A 15,925-nucleotide genomic window follows, 5' to 3' on the forward strand; every position below is an offset into this window, starting at 1 on the left:
TTATATTTTTCAAAAAGAGAAAAAAAGATAATAACTAAAACTTTAGATGTATTCAAATTTAAGTAAAGAAATGTTATAATGAAGTAATTGTAAAAAATAGAATTGGATTATAAAATATGGCATTTGAAAACTTAACTGAACGTTTACAAAACGTTTTTAAAAATCTTCGTGGAAAGAAAAAAATTACTGAGACAGACGTCACAGAAATTACAAAAGAAATTCGAGTAGCTCTTCTTGAAGCCGACGTTGCTCTCCCAGTTGTCAAAAAATTTATTAAGGCAATTCGTGAGCGAGCTGTCGGTGTTGAAGTATCAGAGGCTTTGAACCCAGCTCAACAAGTTATCAAAATTGTTGATGAAGAATTAACAGCTATCTTAGGCGGTGGTGAAGCCGAATTACTCAAATCTCCTAAAATCCCAACAATTATCATGATGGTTGGTTTGCAAGGGGCAGGTAAAACAACCTTTGCTGGTAAACTTGCAAAAAAACTTAAAGAAGAACAAAATGCTCGCCCACTGATGATTGCAGCCGACGTTTATCGTCCAGCAGCGATTGACCAATTAAAAACCTTGGGAGAACAACTTGACATTCCTGTTTATGATGAAGGAACGTCTGAAAAACCCGTTAATATTGTCCGTAATGGTCTTTTAAAAGCTCAAGAAGAACGTAAAGATTATGTGTTGATTGATACGGCAGGTCGTCTTGAAATTGATGATACATTGATGAATGAGCTTCAAGAAATTAAAGCACTTGCGCAACCAACAGAAATTTTACTCGTTGTTGATGCGATGACTGGTCAAGTGGCCGCACAAGTGGCTAAAACTTTTGATGAAAAATTAGATATTACCGGTGTTATCATCACCAAACTCGATGGGGACACACGTGGTGGTGCGGCTTTATCAATTCGTGAAATTACCGGAAAACCTATTAAATTTACAGGGACTGGTGAAAAATTAACCGACCTTGAAGTTTTCTACCCTGATCGTATGAGCTCAAGAATTCTTGGTATGGGTGATATGCTCACTCTGATCGAGAAGGCGCAAGCTAATTATGATGAGGAACAATCTGCAAAACTCGCTGAAAAAATGGCTGATAACCGTTTTGATTATGAGGATTTTGTTGAGCAACTAGATCAAGTTACAAATATGGGACCAATGGAAGATATTATGAAAATGATTCCAGGAATGTCACAAATGCCTGGCTTGGATAAAGTTAAAGTTGACCCTAAAGATGTTGCTAGAAAACGAGCAATGGTATTGTCAATGACCCCTGCTGAACGTCATTTAGAAGCAGAACTATCGCCAGCTCGTCGTCGTCGAATCGCCGCAGGTTCTGGAAATTCATTTATTGAAGTAAATAAATTCATTAAGCAATTTAATCAATCCAAAGAAATGATGCAAGGAATCATGAATGGTGATATGAATGCGATGATGCAAAAAATGATGGGTGGAGCTGGTGGACAAATGCCAAATATGCCAACCGGTTCTGGAATGCCAGATATGTCAGCCTTGGGAGATTTACAAGGAATGATGGGAAATGGTTCCGCAAACGGAATGCCAGATATGAGTTCTATGTTTGGTGGTGGTTTGAAAGGTAAAGCAACTGAATTTGCTATGAAGCAAGCCATGAAACGTGCTCAAAAGAAAATGAAAAAAGGTAAGAAAAAACGCTAAGAAATAAAAAAACAGGAATTTTTCCTGTTTTTTTTATTTAATCATTTTTTCTTTCTGGGCATACTCGGATTTAAGAATCCCCATGAAATAACTGTCATGGTATTTTCCACCGGCGAAAAATTGTTCTTTAATCGTTCCCTCAATTTTAAAACCTAATTTTTTATAAATATGAACGGCAGGGGCATTGTCGATATCTACCCACAAATAAACTTTGTGCATGTTTAGAGTATTGAAGGCATAATCAACACCGGTTTTTAGGGCCTTTTGGGCATAGCCTTTTCCAGAAAAACCACCAATAATGATAATTTGAATTTCACAAGTACGATGAATATAATCAATCGACATTAGCTCAACAATGCCCACAAATGTATCGTTGGCTTCAATCACAAATCGTCTTTCTGTATTATCATGGATATGTTTATCGTAAAGACTGGTTAATTCATCTAATGATTCATAGGGTTCCTCAAACCAAAGACGCATGGTTTCAGCCTTATTATTAATAATATGAATGTTTCTTAAATCTGTTCGTTCTAAGGCTCTAATTCTCATTGTTGTTTCGTTCGTTAATGTCGTCATTTTTCTTACTCCTTGTTTGAATTTTCTTCTTAAAAATAAAAAGTCTTGTTATTTAATTATAACAAGACTCAAAATTTTAAGCGACTATTTAAAAAGCCCAAAACCACCATTCCAAGATATTTTTTCAGAGGCAGCTAGGCTAATCTGCAAAAATCCTAATGCTTCAAGTTCACGTGCACGTTTAAGAGAACCAGCATCAACCAGCGATAAGCCACTCTTTTCAAGAGCACGAAAGATTTGTTCTTTGGCTTGTTGACTATCGCTTGCTAAAAGAACAGTTGTTTGGTGTTTGTTTGAGACTTTTTTTGTTGCTAAAGTTTCGGAAAAGCTTGTATTAAATGCTTTGACAACGGTAGAATTTGGGAGTTTGTCAGCAATAATTGCAGCGGCAGAACTATCAGCTGGCACTAGAAGGTCATCAAATGTTGAAAAATCAACAGGGTTAGTAATATCAACAATTATTTTACCATCAAGCTCGTCTGCATATTCGTTGATAATTTCTTCAAGCGCACTATAAGGAACTGCAAAAACGACAATTTCTCCTAGAGGTGATTTGTCTGAATCCGATAAGATGTAATTGACTGCATTTCCGGAAGTGGTAAAATTATCACCAATTGCTATCCCCATCTTCCCTTTACCAAAAATACTAATATCCATGATATTCCTCCTCTTAATTATGTATTTTAGTTATTAATTTGATTATATCACTGAAAAAATTAAATCTATAATAATCTTACTCAATAAGAGACAAATTAACTAAAAGGCAAAAATATAATGAGATTTTATTGACATTAGCTGAATATTTATGTGATAATATTTAGATATATCTTTTGGAAGTAGGGGTTAAAAATATGAATTCGGAATTGACTTTTAGGCAAGGATTAAAGAATACTTTGCCAACAGTTTTTGGATATATTGGTATCGGAGCAGCATTTGGAATGATCGGTCATAGTGCAGGGTTTAGTGCGTGGGTAATTTTATTACTTTCACTGATTGTTTATGCAGGTTCAGCACAATTTATTATTATTACCATGCTTGCAGTTCATAGTCCACTTTTATCGATTGTATTGAGTGTGTTTTTAGTTAATTCACGAATTATTTTGATGTCTATGACGACAGCCTCTTATTTTAAAAATGAAAGTTTATTAAAAAATATCTTTATTGGAACTTTGCTGACAGATGAAACTTTTGCTCTGGGGATGAATAAACAAAATTATACTGAGGGTAAGTTAAGTTTTTCTTGGTTTAATGCCTCGAACATACTGGCATATACGGTTTGGGCTTTATCTAGCCTTATGGGCGCACTTCTAGGAAATTTATTAACAAATCCAGAAAAGTTGGGGCTGGGTTTTGCAATTATTGCAATGTTTATCGGTTTACTCTATTTGCAACTTATTGGTGATAAGACTTTAGACTTGAAATTACAATTGTTGATGGTTGGGATTACTTTAATCTTATTTTATTTTGGACTAATTTTTATTCCAAGTAATTTATTGATTATATTTGTCACTTTGCTTGTTTGTGCCATAGGAGTGGGGGTAAAACATGTATTCTTTTAATGGTTCTGTTGCAAAGTTTTCCAAAAAATCTATTTTAGTGTAAAATTGAGAAAAAAGACAGAGAGGACAGAGTAATGAATCATTTTAAAGGCAAACAATTCAAAAAAGACGTCATTATTGTCGCTGTTGGTTACTACCTGCGTTACAATCTAAGCTATCGTGAAGTTCAGGAATTGTTATATGATCGTGGAATAAATGTTTGTCATACTACGATTTATCGTTGGGTGCAAGAGTACAGCAAAGTCCTCTATTATCTTTGGAAGAAGAAAAATAGACAATCCTTCTATTCATGGAAAATGGACGAAACCTATATCAAAATTAAGGGACGTTGGCATTATCTTTATCGTGCAATTGATGCGGACGGCTTAACCTTAGATATCTGGTTACGAAAGAAACGGGATACGCAAGCAGCCTATGCTTTCTTAAAACGACTCCATAAACAGTTTGGTGAGCCGAAAGCAATTGTGACTGATAAAGCACCTTCTCTTGGCTCCGCCTTTAGAAAGTTACAGAGTGTGGGTTTATATACTAAGACAGAGCACCGAACTGTGAAGTATCTTAACAATTTAATAGAACAAGACCATCGACCTATTAAACGACGGAATAAATTTTATCAAAGTCTCCGTACAGCCTCTTCCACGATTAAGGGCATGGAGACCATTCGAGGAATATATAAAAAGAACCGAAGAAATGGAACGCTCTTCGGCTTTTCGGTGTCTATTGAAATCAAGGTATTAATGGGAATACCAGCCTAAGATATTTGGAGTTCAGAGCGGGCGCGTTTGATTTTCAAACTTCGCAACAGAACCCTTTTAATTTTGTTATGCTGACGATTATTATATGTGGACTTGTCACTTTACTCTCGAGAATTTTACCATTTATTTTACTCAAAAATGTTAACTTACCTCAGCCTCTTGTAGAATATTTGAGTTTCGTTCCCGTACTTATTATGTCGGCTTTGTGGATTTCTAATCTTTTTGTTCAACATTTAGGACATTTTCCTTCTGTAAATTGGACTAATTTATTGGCTTCATTACCGACAATTATTGCTGCAATTTTAAGCAAAAACTTATTGGTCATTGTCCTTGTGGGAATTATCTCTCTCGCATTAATTCAAGTTATTTTATAGAAAGACAAAAAAGAATCTGTAAATTACGGATTCTTTTTATCTTTTAATGAGACTAATATTTTGTTAGAATAAGATGAGATGTCAAAGTTTCTTTACATCTGAAAAGGAGATTAGAATGATTCAACTGGATATAAATACTAAACTTTATGATTTGGCAACCGCTCATCCTGAGATTATTGATTTAATGGACGACTTGGGTTTTCATGAGATAAAAATGCCTGGTATGCTACAAACTGCGGGAAGAATGGCAACGATTCCCATGGGTGCAAAAATGAAACATATTGATTGGGATAAAATTGTTCATGTTTTTGCTGAAGCTGGTTTTGAATTTTCAAAACCGATGGAGGAAGAAAAATGACTGACATGAAAAAATCAACAACAATGGAGCGTCAAAAAAGAATTGTCGAAATTTTAAGGCTTTTGCATGAGGGTGGTTCATTTGAGGAGGCAAAACAAATCTTCAATGAAGAGTTTGATGGAGTTGATGTGTCTGAAATTACCGGTGCTGAAAAAGCATTAATTCAAGGAGGACTCAATCCGTCAGAAATTCAAAAATTATGTAATATTCATGGGGCTGTTTTTAAGGGTTCAATCAAAGATATCCATCAGTCTTCTTTAGAAGAAAATATTCCAGGTCATCCAGTTCATACAATGAAACTCGAAAATCACGTGATTGCTTCCTTACTAAATGACGAAATTCGTTGGGTCTTTTCTAAAATTGAAAAAGGAGATTGGACTTTGAAGGGTCGTTTACTTGCGGCAGTGGAAGACTTATATAATATTGATAAGCATTATGCTAGAAAAGAAACATTGATTTTTTCTTTTATGGAAAAATATGGAATCACTGCGCCACCAAAAGTGATGTGGGGTGTAGATGATGCCGTGCGAGAGATGAATAAAGAAGTCATTGCTTATTTAAAAACAGACAAAACAGCTTTAAACCCATTACGCGAAATGCTGGAAAATTTACTGACAGAAATTGAAGAGATGATTTTTAAAGAAGAAGCAATCATGATTCCAATGTGTTTAGATGTTTTTTCTTTAAAGGATTGGGAACAGATTGAGGAGGATTCTAATGAAATTGGTTATTCATTTATTGCAGAGCCTTTAAAATGGCAAGCGTCTAAGGAATCAATTGCAAAGGAAAAAGAACGAGAACCACAAAGGCTTGTGGCGATTGAGTCTGCTAAAGCAATTACAGCAGATATTGCCAAAGAGGAATCCACTAAAGTTGTTAAAGCAAAAGACATAAAGCGTCAATATGACTGGGAAAAGGTAGAAAGTGAGGGAGTTGTTGTTTTGCCAACTGGGATGATGCACCTCAATGAATTGACAGCTTTATTTAAGGTTCTACCTGTTGACTTGAGTTTTGTTGATAAAGAGGATATTGTTCGGTTTTTCTCTGGGGGAGAACGAATTTTCCCACGCGCAAAATCTGTGATTGGACGGCGTGTCATTGACTGTCATCCGCCAAAATCAATGGCTGTGGTTGAAAAAATATTGGAAGACTTTAAATCAGGTGCGCGTGATCAGGCTGATTTTTGGATTGATCTGCATCGTTTCAATAAAAAAGTATATATTCGCTACTTTGCGATGCGGGATGAAGAAACAGGAGAATATCTGGGGTGTTTGGAAGTTTCGCAAGATATTACGGCCATTCAGAACTTGGTAGGAGAAAAGCGTTTAGATGGTCATGAAAAAACGACTTCTGAATATGAGAATCAAGTAGCTAAATCAATGAAAAAAATACTGACAAAGTTGGCAGCGGTGAAATGCCTGATTTTGTTAAAAAGATGCTAGCTGACAAATAGACTTTTGTTTGAGAAGATAAATTTTCTAGCCGATAAGTTAAAAATTGCTGATGGACTCTTTTCTTGATAAAATTAGGACCGAAAATAAAATTATAAAAATTTTTAATTTTGTTCGATTTACTCTCGTATTTGTTGGTATATCTTGGTATAATAAATGATTATGACAAGAAAAAATATTTTGAAAGCTCAGCGAATTGTGGTGAAGATTGGCACGAGTTCCTTGATTTTGCCAAATGGAAAAATAAATTTATCAAATATTGACGAACTGGCTTTTGTCTTATCTGATTTGAATAATAAAGGCTATGAAGTGATTTTGGTGACTTCTGGGGCGATTGGTGTGGGCTTGAATGTCCTTGGAATGGATAAACGTCCAAAAGGAATCGCAGACCAGCAGGCTTTGGCTTCTATCGGTCAGGTCGAATTGATGAGTCTTTATACGCAAATGTTTCGCCGTTATTCACAAAAAGTTTCGCAATTACTTTTGACTCGTGATGTAACTGATTTTCCAACGAGTCGTGAAAATGCTGAAAATGCATTGAATGCTCTACTTGCACTGGATATTATCCCGATTATCAATGAAAACGATGCAATTGCTGTTGATGAAATGGACCATCAAACAAAATTTGGCGATAATTATAAACTGGGAGCGATTGTGTCTAAGTTGGTTCATGCCTATTTGTTGATTATGCTTTCAGATATCGATGGACTTTTTGATAAAAATCCGACGATTTATGATGATGCTAAAATTTTTAATGAAATTCATGAAATTACTGATGAATTACGCCAAATGGCTGGAGGTGCCGGTTCTCGTTTTGGTACTGGTGGGATGACTTCGAAATTGGCGGCTGCCCAAATTTTATTTGAAAATGATCAGGAGATGGTTCTGACCAATGGCGAGCGGATTCGAGAAATTCAACAAATTATCGAAGGACGTGAGATTGGAACATATTTTCATCAAAAATTTTGAGGTACTTCTAAAAAGCAAAGCCGTTTTTGCGATGTGACTAGGTGTTTGAGCGACATAGCGAGCATGGTCAGCCTAGCGAAGCAGGCCTCAAAGAAAGAAGGATAAAAACGATGATTGAAGAAATTGGATTAAAGGTAAAAACAGCGAGCAAAGAAGCGGCAAAGCTATCAACTGCTGAAAAAAACACTTTTTTGCAAAAATTGGCTGACAGTCTTGTCGAAAATACGGACAGAATTATCAGCGAAAATGCAAAGGATTTAGCAAAAGCCAAAGGACATGGAATTTCTGAAATTATGGTTGACCGTTTACGCCTGACTGCTCAGAGAATCTCTGATATGGCGACAGGATTGAGACAAGTTGCGGAACTTCCTGACCCAATCGGGCAAGTCTTGCAAGGTTTCACTAATCTTGACGGACTTAAAATTGTTCAAAAAAGAGTGCCACTTGGTACGGTCGGAATGATTTTTGAAAGTCGTCCAAATGTAACCATCGATGCTTTTTCACTTTGTTTCAAAACAGGAAATTCTGTCTTGTTACGTGGCGGGTCTGATGCGATTTATTCCAATATGGTTTTAGTTGAAATTATTAAGGAAAATTTGCTGTCAGCAAAAATTACTGACGGAGTGGTTGAACTTTTATCTGACACGAGTCATGCTGAAGCTGAAAAGATGATGCAAGCTGATAAGTTCTTAGATGTTTTGATTCCACGTGGGTCGGCTAGATTGATTAATCGTGTCAAAGAAAAAGCAACGGTCCCTGTCATTGAAACTGGGGTTGGAAATTGTACGATTTTTGTTGACGAATCGGCTGATTTGGATATGGCGACTCGGATTGTGATTAATGCAAAAACACAGCGCCCAAGTGTTTGCAATGCGGCCGAAAGTTTAGTGGTTCATGCAAAAATTGCTGACGAGTTTTTACCTAAACTCCAAAATGAAATCAATAAAGTCCATGAAGTTGAATTTCGTGCTGATGAACGATCGTTAAAAGCTCTGTCAGCTGGAATTCCTGCAACTGACGAAGATTTTGGAATGGAATTTTTAGATTATATTCTGTCAGTAAAAACGGTTGATAATTTGGATGAGGCAATCGAGCATATTAATACTTATTCAAGTCGTCATTCGGAAAGTATTGTTACTCATGATTATTTTAATGCACAAAAATTTCAAGATGAAATTGATGCGGCGGCCTTTTATGTCAATGCTTCAACCCGATTTACTGACGGCTTTGTATTTGGTTTGGGTGCTGAAATTGGTATTTCAACTCAAAAACTTCATGCCAGAGGACCAATGGGCTTAGAGGCTCTAACCTCAACTAAATATCTGATTGATGGATGTGGACAAATTCGTTGAAAATATTAAAAGACTCGGCTTATGAAAAGTCGAGTCTTTTGTTTATCAAGGATGCTGTCAGTAAATCCTTGAAATCATTGTTTACCCATTTAATATTTATCAATAATCTCATAAATTTACAGTTCTGTCAGTAAACAATCAAAACTTTTATTTGACAGTTCAAAGTGCATAAATCAGCACATTGAGCTGACAGAAGTGGTGTAATCTATAAAAATTTAATGAAAAGTTTTCAGTAAATTAGACTTCATAAATCATGTGTTTTTTATGTTCGTCAACCGTTTCGTCAAGTTCAATTGCTGAGCGGCACACTTTTTCACTTTCCAAAAGCGTGCGAACAGCAATTTTTGCTTCAGAAAAATCTTGATTTTCAGGAATTACAATGTGAATCATGGCCGCATTTTGTTCTCCATCAATTGACCAGATAATAAGTTGAGTAACACTACGTACTTCTGGGAGTTTTTCAAGAGCAATCAGGAGTTTTTTGTAATCAATATCTTCAGGAACCGATTCCAAAAGAATACGTAAAGTGCCCCAGAATTTTGGAATGGCTTTAGATAAGATGAACAAAGCAATTAAAATAGAAAGAAGAGGATCTAACCAGTACCAATCAACAAAATGAAGGACGATTGAAACAATTAGAACGCCTAACCAACCTAAAACGTCTTCAAGCGCGTGAAGATTTAAGATACTTTCATTTCGTGAGGAACCACGAGCCAAAAGCCAGGCCCCAAAACCATTGGCAACAATGGCAAAAATTGCCAAACCGAGCATACCTGTTGCTTCCACAGGTTGAGGGTTAAAAAATCGAGGAAGAGCCTCGAAAAGGACAATGAAACTCCCTGTAATTAAAATTACACTGGTCAGTGAGGCGCCAAGTAAACTAAAACGTTGATAACCAAAAGAGAAATGTTTATCCTCCCGACGTTTAGAAAATTTTTGGAAAAACCAGGCCAAACCAATGGCTACGGCATCTCCGGTGTCATGCACTGCATCAGACAAAATAGCAGTTGAATTAAAAATGACTCCAAAGATGAATTCTAAAATTGCAAAGAAGAGGTTCAGTGCAAAAACAATCGTCACATTTTGAGAAACGAGCTTGTCCAAATGGTCATGCTCGTGCTCCAATTTGAGAGCTTTCTTATTTTTAAGACTCATGATTTCCTCCTTCTTGCTCGTCCAGATGCTCTGCAACGTCTTTCAAAAGATGCAAAATATGTCGGTCATAAATACTATAAGTGACTGTTTTTCCAATTTTTTCATTGGTTAAAATACGTGCGTTTTTTAATAATTTTAATTGTTGACTAACGAGTGATTGTGAAAGTTGAGTTCGCTCAACAATCTCATTAACCGTTAAATTATCAGTAGCAAGGCTGGAAATAATTTTTAAACGTCCATCATTAGAAAAAAGTTTAAAAAATTCAGCGATATCTTTTTCATTAATCATATTATTATATTATAATTTTATAATATGTTTGTCAAGCTTTTTTAAATATTTTATTTTAAGGTATTTTTGTTATGATGATTAAGGACAAAAGAAGGGAATGAGGAATGCAAAGTTTAATAAATAAAATCCAACTTTTTTTCGAGCAAATCAATAATTTTAATGATAATCAAAAAATAATTGCTTTAGGACTTTTGGGCGGTTTGTTAGCTGTCCTCTTTGCTTATCGCTATTTAGCTATTTTAATCACTTTACTTCATGAATTTGGTCATGCTTTTATGGCAAAAGTCACTTTTGGGAAGGTTTATAAAATTCATCTAAATCCTGATACATCAGGTGTAACAGAAACAACTGGTGGATGGCGGAGTCTTTTTATTTTATTATCAGGTTATCCTAGCCCTCTACTATTTAGTGGACTTTTTGTCTGGTTTTTGCGATTAAATCATCCAGAGTTTTTTTTGTTTGTATTGCTTTTTGTCAGTATCTCTGTCCTTTTTGTAATAAGGAATTGGTATGGGGTGCTTATTTGTTTACTAGGGGTAATCCTAACGGGAAGTTTGATTTATTTTGGTCAGTCAGAAGTTTTTACAGGAATTGCAGGGATGTTGATTGCCTTTCTTACTTTGGGAGCTTTTCGGGATGTTAGAGCTGTTTTTCATCATCATTTAGGGCCTTCTGACGCTGATTTATTGCATGAAAAATTTACATTTATTCCTGCTTTTGTGTGGAAACTTGTCTTACTTTTGCTTATGTTTCTTGCTCTAGTTCCGGTGTGGCGAGGTCTTGCGAGTCTATTATTATTTTGATATAAGAGAATCAAAAACATTTTTTGACAAAGTTCTAAAACTTTGCTATAATCTATCTAACCTTTAAGATTGTCCAGAGAGGCAGGCAAGGTCAGAAATTAATAATGTAATAATATGATGGATACTGTCCATTTTCTGATACCTACCTGCATTCTCTTTGGAATGCAGCTTTTTTGTATACTGACGGACATCTTATTAATGGAAGTATTAATCGATAAATGAAAGATTTGTCAGTTAACTGACAGATTAATCATTAAGAATGAAAGGAGCCCCAAATGGCTAGAAAAGAAATTATTGACGAAATCACAATGAAACGTGCAATTACACGGATCACTTACGAGATTATTGAACGTAATAAAGAACTGGACAAATTGGTTTTGATTGGGATTAAGACACGCGGTGTTTATTTGGCCAAAAGAATCCAAGAACGTTTGCAACAACTGGAAGGTTTGGAAATTCCTTTTGGTGAGCTGGATACACGTCCATTCCGTGATGATAAACAAGCACAAGAAGATACAACAGAAATTGATATCGATATTACAGGAAAAGATGTCATTCTTGTTGATGATGTGCTCTACACAGGTCGGACAATTCGTGCGGCAATTGACGGAATCGTAAAACTTGGTCGCCCAGCCCGTGTTCAATTGGCTGTTTTAGTTGACCGTGGACATCGCGAATTACCAATTCGTGCAGACTACGTTGGGAAAAATATTCCAACAGGTCATGATGAAGAAATCATCGTTCAAATGTCTGAGCATGATGGCAATGACAGTATTTTAATCAAACGTGAAGATTAAGAAATAAGTTCTCTGTCAGTAATTTAAGAAAAAGAGTAATCTATAAGTTACTGACAAAGTTTTCAATAAATATTCAACTTAGAGTTTTAGGAGAAAAAAGTGCACGATAATGATATTATCTTAAAAGTTGATGAGAAACCAGCTGCCAGTCAGTGGTTTGGACTCTCATTTCAACATTTGTTTGCCATGTTTGGCTCAACGGTTTTAGTTCCGATTTTAGTTGGGATTAATCCAGCGATTGCCCTATTGAGTTCAGGACTTGGTACACTTGCACACATGAGTGTTACAAAATTTAAGGTTCCAGCTTACATGGGGTCAAGCTTTGCTTATATTGGTGCGATGACTTTACTGATGAAAAATGGCGGAATGCCAGCCATTGCCCAAGGAGCCATGACAGGTGGTCTGGTTTATCTGATTGTCGCTCTGATTGTGAAATTTGCGGGTAAAGGTTGGATTGACAAAGTTTTACCACCAATCGTTGTTGGACCAATCGTTATGGTTATTGGTTTATCCCTTGCGCCGACAGCAATTAATGATGCCATGTATACCGATGTTGCAAATCTAAAAGGATACAGTTTAGCTTATATCATTATTGCCCTCATCACCGTTTTATCAATTGTCGTTTACAGTATTTATGGAAAAGGATTTCTGTCAGTCGTTCCAATTTTACTCGGAATCATCACAGGTTATGTTGCAGCAATGATTATTGGTAAAATCACTGGCATGAATATCGTTTCCTTTACGGGAATTTCACAAGCCAAATGGTTAACACTTCCACCAATGGAAATTCCATTTGCTAGCTATAAATGGGCTTTCTATCCGTCAGCAATCTTGACAATGGCACCCATTGCTTTTGTTACAATGACTGAACATTTTGGTCATATCATGGTCTTGAATTCATTAACAAAAAAAGATTATTTTAAAGAACCAGGACTTGAAAAAACGTTGACAGGGGATGGTTTAGCACAAATCATCGCCGGCTTTATTGGTGCGCCACCGGTGACCTCTTATGGTGAAAATATCGGAGTCATGGCAATTACAAAAATTCATTCGATTTATGTGATTGCTGGCGCTGCGGTTCTTGCCATTGTTGTCTCATTTGTTGGCAAAATCACAGCTCTTTTACAATCAATTCCAGCACCAGTTATTGGTGGAGCATCAATTGCACTCTTTGGAGTTATTGCAGCCTCAGGTCTGAAAATTTTGGTTGAAAACAAAGTTGATTTTGATATCAAGCGCAACTTATTGATTAGCTCAGTGGTCCTTGTTATCGGGATTGGTGGAATGATTATCAACATCACTCAAAACTTACAAATTTCATCAGTAGCTATTGCTACGATTCTCGGAATTGTCTTAAATCTTGTCTTACCAAAAGATGCTAGCGAAATTTAAATATCTAAAAATTACTGACAGGACTGCCAGTTCAATGTGATGAATAATGAGCATTGAATCGGCGAATAAAAGATTCGTCAGTTTACTGACAAAGCTGTCAGTAATTAAAAAAGTGGACTTATTACTGATGGAAATCTCGATAAGTATTTCGTTAGTAAATAAAAATTTTGTCAGTTTACTGACGAAATAAATATATTGTCAAAAAACTGTTGTGACAGAGAGCACACAGTCAGGGTAAAGGAGACCTTATGTCAGTAAAAAATGGATTAGTTCAACTCGAAAACCTTACAAGCATGGAAAACTTGAGCGTTGATGAAGTCATGGGACTTATTAAAAGAGCCTCAGCTTTCAAAGCAGGAAAAGCAGACTTCGCTTTAGATGAGCAAACTTTCGCTTCAAATATATTCTTTGAAAATTCTACAAGAACACATCACAGTTTTCATATTGCCGAACGTAAACTAGGACTTGATGTTCTTGAATTTGATGCACAAGCCAGTTCAATCAGTAAAGGTGAAACACTATACGATACGGTTTTAACGCTTGATGCACTTGGTGTTGACATCTGTGTCATTCGCTCTGGAGTAGAACATTACTACGAAGAATTAGTGAATTCAGACAATATCCACTGTGCCATTGTCAATGGTGGAGACGGTTCAGGACAACATCCAAGTCAATGTTTACTTGACTTGATGACTATTTATGAAGAATTTGGCAAATTTGAAGGACTAAAAATTGCAATTTCTGGAGATTTAACACACTCACGTGTGGCTAAATCAAATATGATGATGTTGCAAAAACTTGGGGCTAGACTTTATTTCACTGGTCCAGCAGCATGGTACAGTGAAGAATTTGACGATTACGGGCATTATGCCAACCTAGACCGTATTTTACCAGAACTTGATGTTCATATGCTCTTACGCGTGCAACATGAACGTCATGACAGTGGTGAAAGTTTTTCAAAAGAAGGTTATCACACTCATTTTGGACTGACGCAAGAACGAGCAAAAATGTTGAAACCAACAGCAATTATTATGCACCCAGCTCCTGTTAATCGTGATGTTGAAATTGCTGACAGCCTCGTTGAAAGTCCACAAAGTCGCATTGTTCAACAAATGAGCAATGGTGTTTACACACGTATGGCCATTCTTGAAGCCATTCTTGCTGGAAAAAAAGCGAAGTAAGTTGAAATTGATGACAATAGGACAAAAAGAAATATTCAAAACTAAATTGTTCTGTTTTTAAAGCAAAGTTTAAAGGAAATAATTATTATGAGCAAAAGACTTTTAATTTTAGAAGATGGAACTATTTTTGAAGGAGAAGCCCTCGGGGCAAATTTAGATGTGACGGGTGAGCTTGTCTTTAATACAGGAATGACCGGTTATCAAGAATCAATTACTGACCAATCTTATAACGGGCAAATTTTGACTTTCACTTATCCAATCGTAGGAAATTACGGAGTTAACCGTGATGATTACGAGTCTATCCACCCAACTTGTAAAGCCGTTGTCGTTCATGAAGCAGCACGTCGCCCATCAAACTGGCGGATGCAAATGTCATTCGATGAATTTTTAAAATCAAAAAATATTCCCGGAATCACTGGTGTAGATACAAGAGCAATCACTAAAATTGTTCGTGAACATGGGACAATGAAAGCTTCACTGGTTCAAGCAAGAGATGAAGTGGACCATCAAATGAGCCAACTTCAAGCTACTGTATTGCCAACTAATCAGGTTGAAACAAGTAGTACAGCGACTGCTTATCCATCACCAAATACAGGTCGAAAAGTCGTTGTTGTCGATTTCGGATTGAAGCACAGCATTTTACGTGAACTATCAAAACGCGAATGTAATTTGACAGTTGTTCCTTACAATACCAGTGCTAAAGAAATTTTGGAAATGGAACCTGACGGAGTTATGCTGACTAACGGCCCAGGAGATCCAACAGATGTTCCAGAAGCCATTGAAATGATTAAAGAAGTTCAAGGCAAAATTCCCATTTTCGGAATATGCTTAGGTCATCAATTATTTAGTCTTGCCAACGGTGCGACAACTTACAAAATGAAATTTGGTCACCGTGGCTTTAATCATGCTGTTCGCGAAGTTGCAACAGGACGAATTGATTTTACATCACAAAATCATGGCTATGCAGTTTCATCAGAAAATTTACCAGAAGATTTGATGATTACCCATGTTGAAATCAATGATAACTCAGTTGAAGGAGTGCGTCACAAACATTTCCCTGCATTTTCAGTTCAATTTCACCCAGATGCAGCTCCCGGCCCACATGATGCAAGTTATCTTTTTGACGATTTCATGGACCTCATGGATAACTTTAAAAAATAAAGTGTTGATATTGTTGGCTTTTGATAGTCCAACTTTCATTAAAATGATTAAAAATAGCAAAAAAAGAGCCTGTTTTATAT

General features: G+C 36.2%; 18 protein-coding genes. 14 read left to right on the plus strand and 4 right to left on the minus strand.

Going from position 1 to position 15,925, the window contains the following annotated elements:
- Nucleotides 1-116: 116 nt before the first annotated feature.
- Entirely contained in the window at nucleotides 117-1,673 is a 1,557-nt protein-coding gene (gene ffh, locus LLA01S_RS09875; protein WP_011676655.1) for a signal recognition particle protein, read from the plus strand.
- A 33-nt stretch (nucleotides 1,674-1,706) separates the two neighbouring features.
- On the opposite strand, the gene LLA01S_RS09880 is transcribed toward ffh, so the two are convergent.
- Both LLA01S_RS09880 and LLA01S_RS09885 read right to left on the minus strand, forming a co-directional pair.
- Nucleotides 1,707-2,249 (minus strand): GNAT family N-acetyltransferase, encoded by a 543-nt coding sequence (locus LLA01S_RS09880; RefSeq protein ID WP_011834841.1) that lies wholly within the window; start codon nucleotides 2,247-2,249, stop codon nucleotides 1,707-1,709.
- Between the two features lie 84 nt (nucleotides 2,250-2,333).
- Nucleotides 2,334-2,909, minus strand: a complete 576-nt coding sequence (locus LLA01S_RS09885) for an NADPH-dependent F420 reductase (protein ID WP_126354783.1) — start codon at nucleotides 2,907-2,909, stop codon at nucleotides 2,334-2,336.
- 191 nt (nucleotides 2,910-3,100) lie between these two features.
- Between LLA01S_RS09885 and LLA01S_RS09890 the strand changes: the two genes are divergently transcribed.
- The 7 genes from LLA01S_RS09890 to LLA01S_RS09920 all read left to right on the plus strand — a co-directional run bounded on the left by LLA01S_RS09890 (nucleotide 3,101) and on the right by LLA01S_RS09920 (nucleotide 9,067).
- Nucleotides 3,101-3,808, plus strand: a complete 708-nt coding sequence (locus LLA01S_RS09890) for an AzlC family ABC transporter permease (RefSeq protein ID WP_032950315.1) — start codon at nucleotides 3,101-3,103, stop codon at nucleotides 3,806-3,808.
- A 74-nt stretch (nucleotides 3,809-3,882) separates the two neighbouring features.
- Nucleotides 3,883-4,563 (plus strand): IS6-like element ISS1N family transposase, encoded by a 681-nt coding sequence (locus LLA01S_RS09895; RefSeq protein WP_061778246.1) that lies wholly within the window; start codon nucleotides 3,883-3,885, stop codon nucleotides 4,561-4,563.
- Nucleotides 4,564-4,631: 68 nt separating this feature from the next.
- Nucleotides 4,632-4,937 (plus strand): AzlD domain-containing protein, encoded by a 306-nt coding sequence (locus LLA01S_RS09900; protein WP_061778250.1) that lies wholly within the window; start codon nucleotides 4,632-4,634, stop codon nucleotides 4,935-4,937.
- Between the two features lie 115 nt (nucleotides 4,938-5,052).
- Entirely contained in the window at nucleotides 5,053-5,295 is a 243-nt protein-coding gene (locus LLA01S_RS09905; RefSeq protein WP_015082654.1) for a DUF1858 domain-containing protein, read from the plus strand.
- Nucleotides 5,292-6,737: a DUF438 domain-containing protein gene (locus LLA01S_RS09910; RefSeq protein WP_126354785.1), complete on the plus strand. Its 1,446-nt coding sequence runs from the start codon at nucleotides 5,292-5,294 to the stop codon at nucleotides 6,735-6,737. The genes LLA01S_RS09905 and LLA01S_RS09910 overlap by 4 nt, the downstream gene beginning before the upstream one ends.
- A gap of 171 nt (nucleotides 6,738-6,908) precedes the next feature.
- Entirely contained in the window at nucleotides 6,909-7,715 is an 807-nt protein-coding gene (proB, locus tag LLA01S_RS09915; protein ID WP_032950319.1) for a glutamate 5-kinase, read from the plus strand.
- A 110-nt stretch (nucleotides 7,716-7,825) separates the two neighbouring features.
- On the plus strand, nucleotides 7,826-9,067 hold the full coding sequence (locus tag LLA01S_RS09920; protein ID WP_061778247.1) for a glutamate-5-semialdehyde dehydrogenase: 1,242 nt from the start codon (nucleotides 7,826-7,828) through the stop codon (nucleotides 9,065-9,067).
- A gap of 237 nt (nucleotides 9,068-9,304) precedes the next feature.
- Here LLA01S_RS09920 and LLA01S_RS09925 read toward each other — a convergent pair whose 3' ends face one another.
- Nucleotides 9,305-10,222 (minus strand): cation diffusion facilitator family transporter, encoded by a 918-nt coding sequence (locus LLA01S_RS09925; RefSeq protein ID WP_021037569.1) that lies wholly within the window; start codon nucleotides 10,220-10,222, stop codon nucleotides 9,305-9,307.
- Nucleotides 10,212-10,511, minus strand: coding sequence for an ArsR/SmtB family transcription factor (locus tag LLA01S_RS09930; protein ID WP_011676644.1), 300 nt, complete (start codon nucleotides 10,509-10,511; stop codon nucleotides 10,212-10,214). The genes LLA01S_RS09925 and LLA01S_RS09930 overlap by 11 nt, the downstream gene beginning before the upstream one ends.
- A gap of 104 nt (nucleotides 10,512-10,615) precedes the next feature.
- On the opposite strand from LLA01S_RS09930, the gene LLA01S_RS09935 reads away from it, so the two are divergent.
- The 6 genes from LLA01S_RS09935 to LLA01S_RS09955 all read left to right on the plus strand — a co-directional run bounded on the left by LLA01S_RS09935 (nucleotide 10,616) and on the right by LLA01S_RS09955 (nucleotide 15,845).
- Nucleotides 10,616-11,314: a M50 family metallopeptidase gene (locus LLA01S_RS09935; RefSeq protein ID WP_061778248.1), complete on the plus strand. Its 699-nt coding sequence runs from the start codon at nucleotides 10,616-10,618 to the stop codon at nucleotides 11,312-11,314.
- 275 nt (nucleotides 11,315-11,589) lie between these two features.
- Nucleotides 11,590-12,111: a bifunctional pyr operon transcriptional regulator/uracil phosphoribosyltransferase PyrR gene (gene pyrR / locus LLA01S_RS09940; protein WP_011676642.1), complete on the plus strand. Its 522-nt coding sequence runs from the start codon at nucleotides 11,590-11,592 to the stop codon at nucleotides 12,109-12,111.
- 99 nt (nucleotides 12,112-12,210) lie between these two features.
- Complete coding sequence (locus LLA01S_RS09945; RefSeq protein WP_011834850.1) at nucleotides 12,211-13,503, plus strand: uracil-xanthine permease family protein; 1,293 nt, start codon at nucleotides 12,211-12,213, stop codon at nucleotides 13,501-13,503.
- A gap of 46 nt (nucleotides 13,504-13,549) precedes the next feature.
- Complete coding sequence (locus tag LLA01S_RS12450) at nucleotides 13,550-13,693, plus strand: hypothetical protein (protein ID WP_153927095.1); 144 nt, start codon at nucleotides 13,550-13,552, stop codon at nucleotides 13,691-13,693.
- Nucleotides 13,694-13,751: 58 nt separating this feature from the next.
- The gene (locus LLA01S_RS09950) at nucleotides 13,752-14,684 is read left to right on the plus strand and encodes an aspartate carbamoyltransferase catalytic subunit (RefSeq protein ID WP_061778249.1); all 933 of its coding nucleotides are present in this window, start codon (nucleotides 13,752-13,754) and stop codon (nucleotides 14,682-14,684) included.
- A gap of 87 nt (nucleotides 14,685-14,771) precedes the next feature.
- Nucleotides 14,772-15,845, plus strand: coding sequence for a carbamoyl phosphate synthase small subunit (locus LLA01S_RS09955; RefSeq protein ID WP_011676639.1), 1,074 nt, complete (start codon nucleotides 14,772-14,774; stop codon nucleotides 15,843-15,845).
- The last annotated feature ends 80 nt before the right edge of the window (nucleotides 15,846-15,925 follow it).

This window comes from Lactococcus cremoris subsp. cremoris NBRC 100676 (assembly GCF_001591705.1).
GTDB lineage: Bacteria > Bacillota > Bacilli > Lactobacillales > Streptococcaceae > Lactococcus > Lactococcus cremoris.

What these genes read in the sequence shown, in the direction of transcription:
- LLA01S_RS09950 (WP_061778249.1), top strand. Translation starts at nt 13,752, where the DNA reads ATGTCAGTAAAAAATGGATTAGTTCAACTCGAAAACCTTACAAGCATG.
- pyrR (WP_011676642.1), top strand. Translation starts at nt 11,590, where the DNA reads ATGGCTAGAAAAGAAATTATTGACGAAATCACAATGAAACGTGCAATT.
- LLA01S_RS09920 (WP_061778247.1), top strand. Translation starts at nt 7,826, where the DNA reads ATGATTGAAGAAATTGGATTAAAGGTAAAAACAGCGAGCAAAGAAGCG.
- proB (WP_032950319.1), top strand. Translation starts at nt 6,909, where the DNA reads ATGACAAGAAAAAATATTTTGAAAGCTCAGCGAATTGTGGTGAAGATT.
- LLA01S_RS09905 (WP_015082654.1), top strand. Translation starts at nt 5,053, where the DNA reads ATGATTCAACTGGATATAAATACTAAACTTTATGATTTGGCAACCGCT.
- LLA01S_RS09900 (WP_061778250.1), top strand. Translation starts at nt 4,632, where the DNA reads ATGCTGACGATTATTATATGTGGACTTGTCACTTTACTCTCGAGAATT.
- ffh (WP_011676655.1), top strand. Translation starts at nt 117, where the DNA reads ATGGCATTTGAAAACTTAACTGAACGTTTACAAAACGTTTTTAAAAAT.
- LLA01S_RS09910 (WP_126354785.1), top strand. Translation starts at nt 5,292, where the DNA reads ATGACTGACATGAAAAAATCAACAACAATGGAGCGTCAAAAAAGAATT.
- LLA01S_RS09880 (WP_011834841.1), bottom strand. Translation starts at nt 2,249, where the DNA reads ATGACGACATTAACGAACGAAACAACAATGAGAATTAGAGCCTTAGAA.
- LLA01S_RS09925 (WP_021037569.1), bottom strand. Translation starts at nt 10,222, where the DNA reads ATGAGTCTTAAAAATAAGAAAGCTCTCAAATTGGAGCACGAGCATGAC.
- LLA01S_RS09935 (WP_061778248.1), top strand. Translation starts at nt 10,616, where the DNA reads ATGCAAAGTTTAATAAATAAAATCCAACTTTTTTTCGAGCAAATCAAT.
- LLA01S_RS09930 (WP_011676644.1), bottom strand. Translation starts at nt 10,511, where the DNA reads ATGATTAATGAAAAAGATATCGCTGAATTTTTTAAACTTTTTTCTAAT.
- LLA01S_RS09895 (WP_061778246.1), top strand. Translation starts at nt 3,883, where the DNA reads ATGAATCATTTTAAAGGCAAACAATTCAAAAAAGACGTCATTATTGTC.
- LLA01S_RS09955 (WP_011676639.1), top strand. Translation starts at nt 14,772, where the DNA reads ATGAGCAAAAGACTTTTAATTTTAGAAGATGGAACTATTTTTGAAGGA.
- LLA01S_RS12450 (WP_153927095.1), top strand. Translation starts at nt 13,550, where the DNA reads ATGAGCATTGAATCGGCGAATAAAAGATTCGTCAGTTTACTGACAAAG.
- LLA01S_RS09890 (WP_032950315.1), top strand. Translation starts at nt 3,101, where the DNA reads ATGAATTCGGAATTGACTTTTAGGCAAGGATTAAAGAATACTTTGCCA.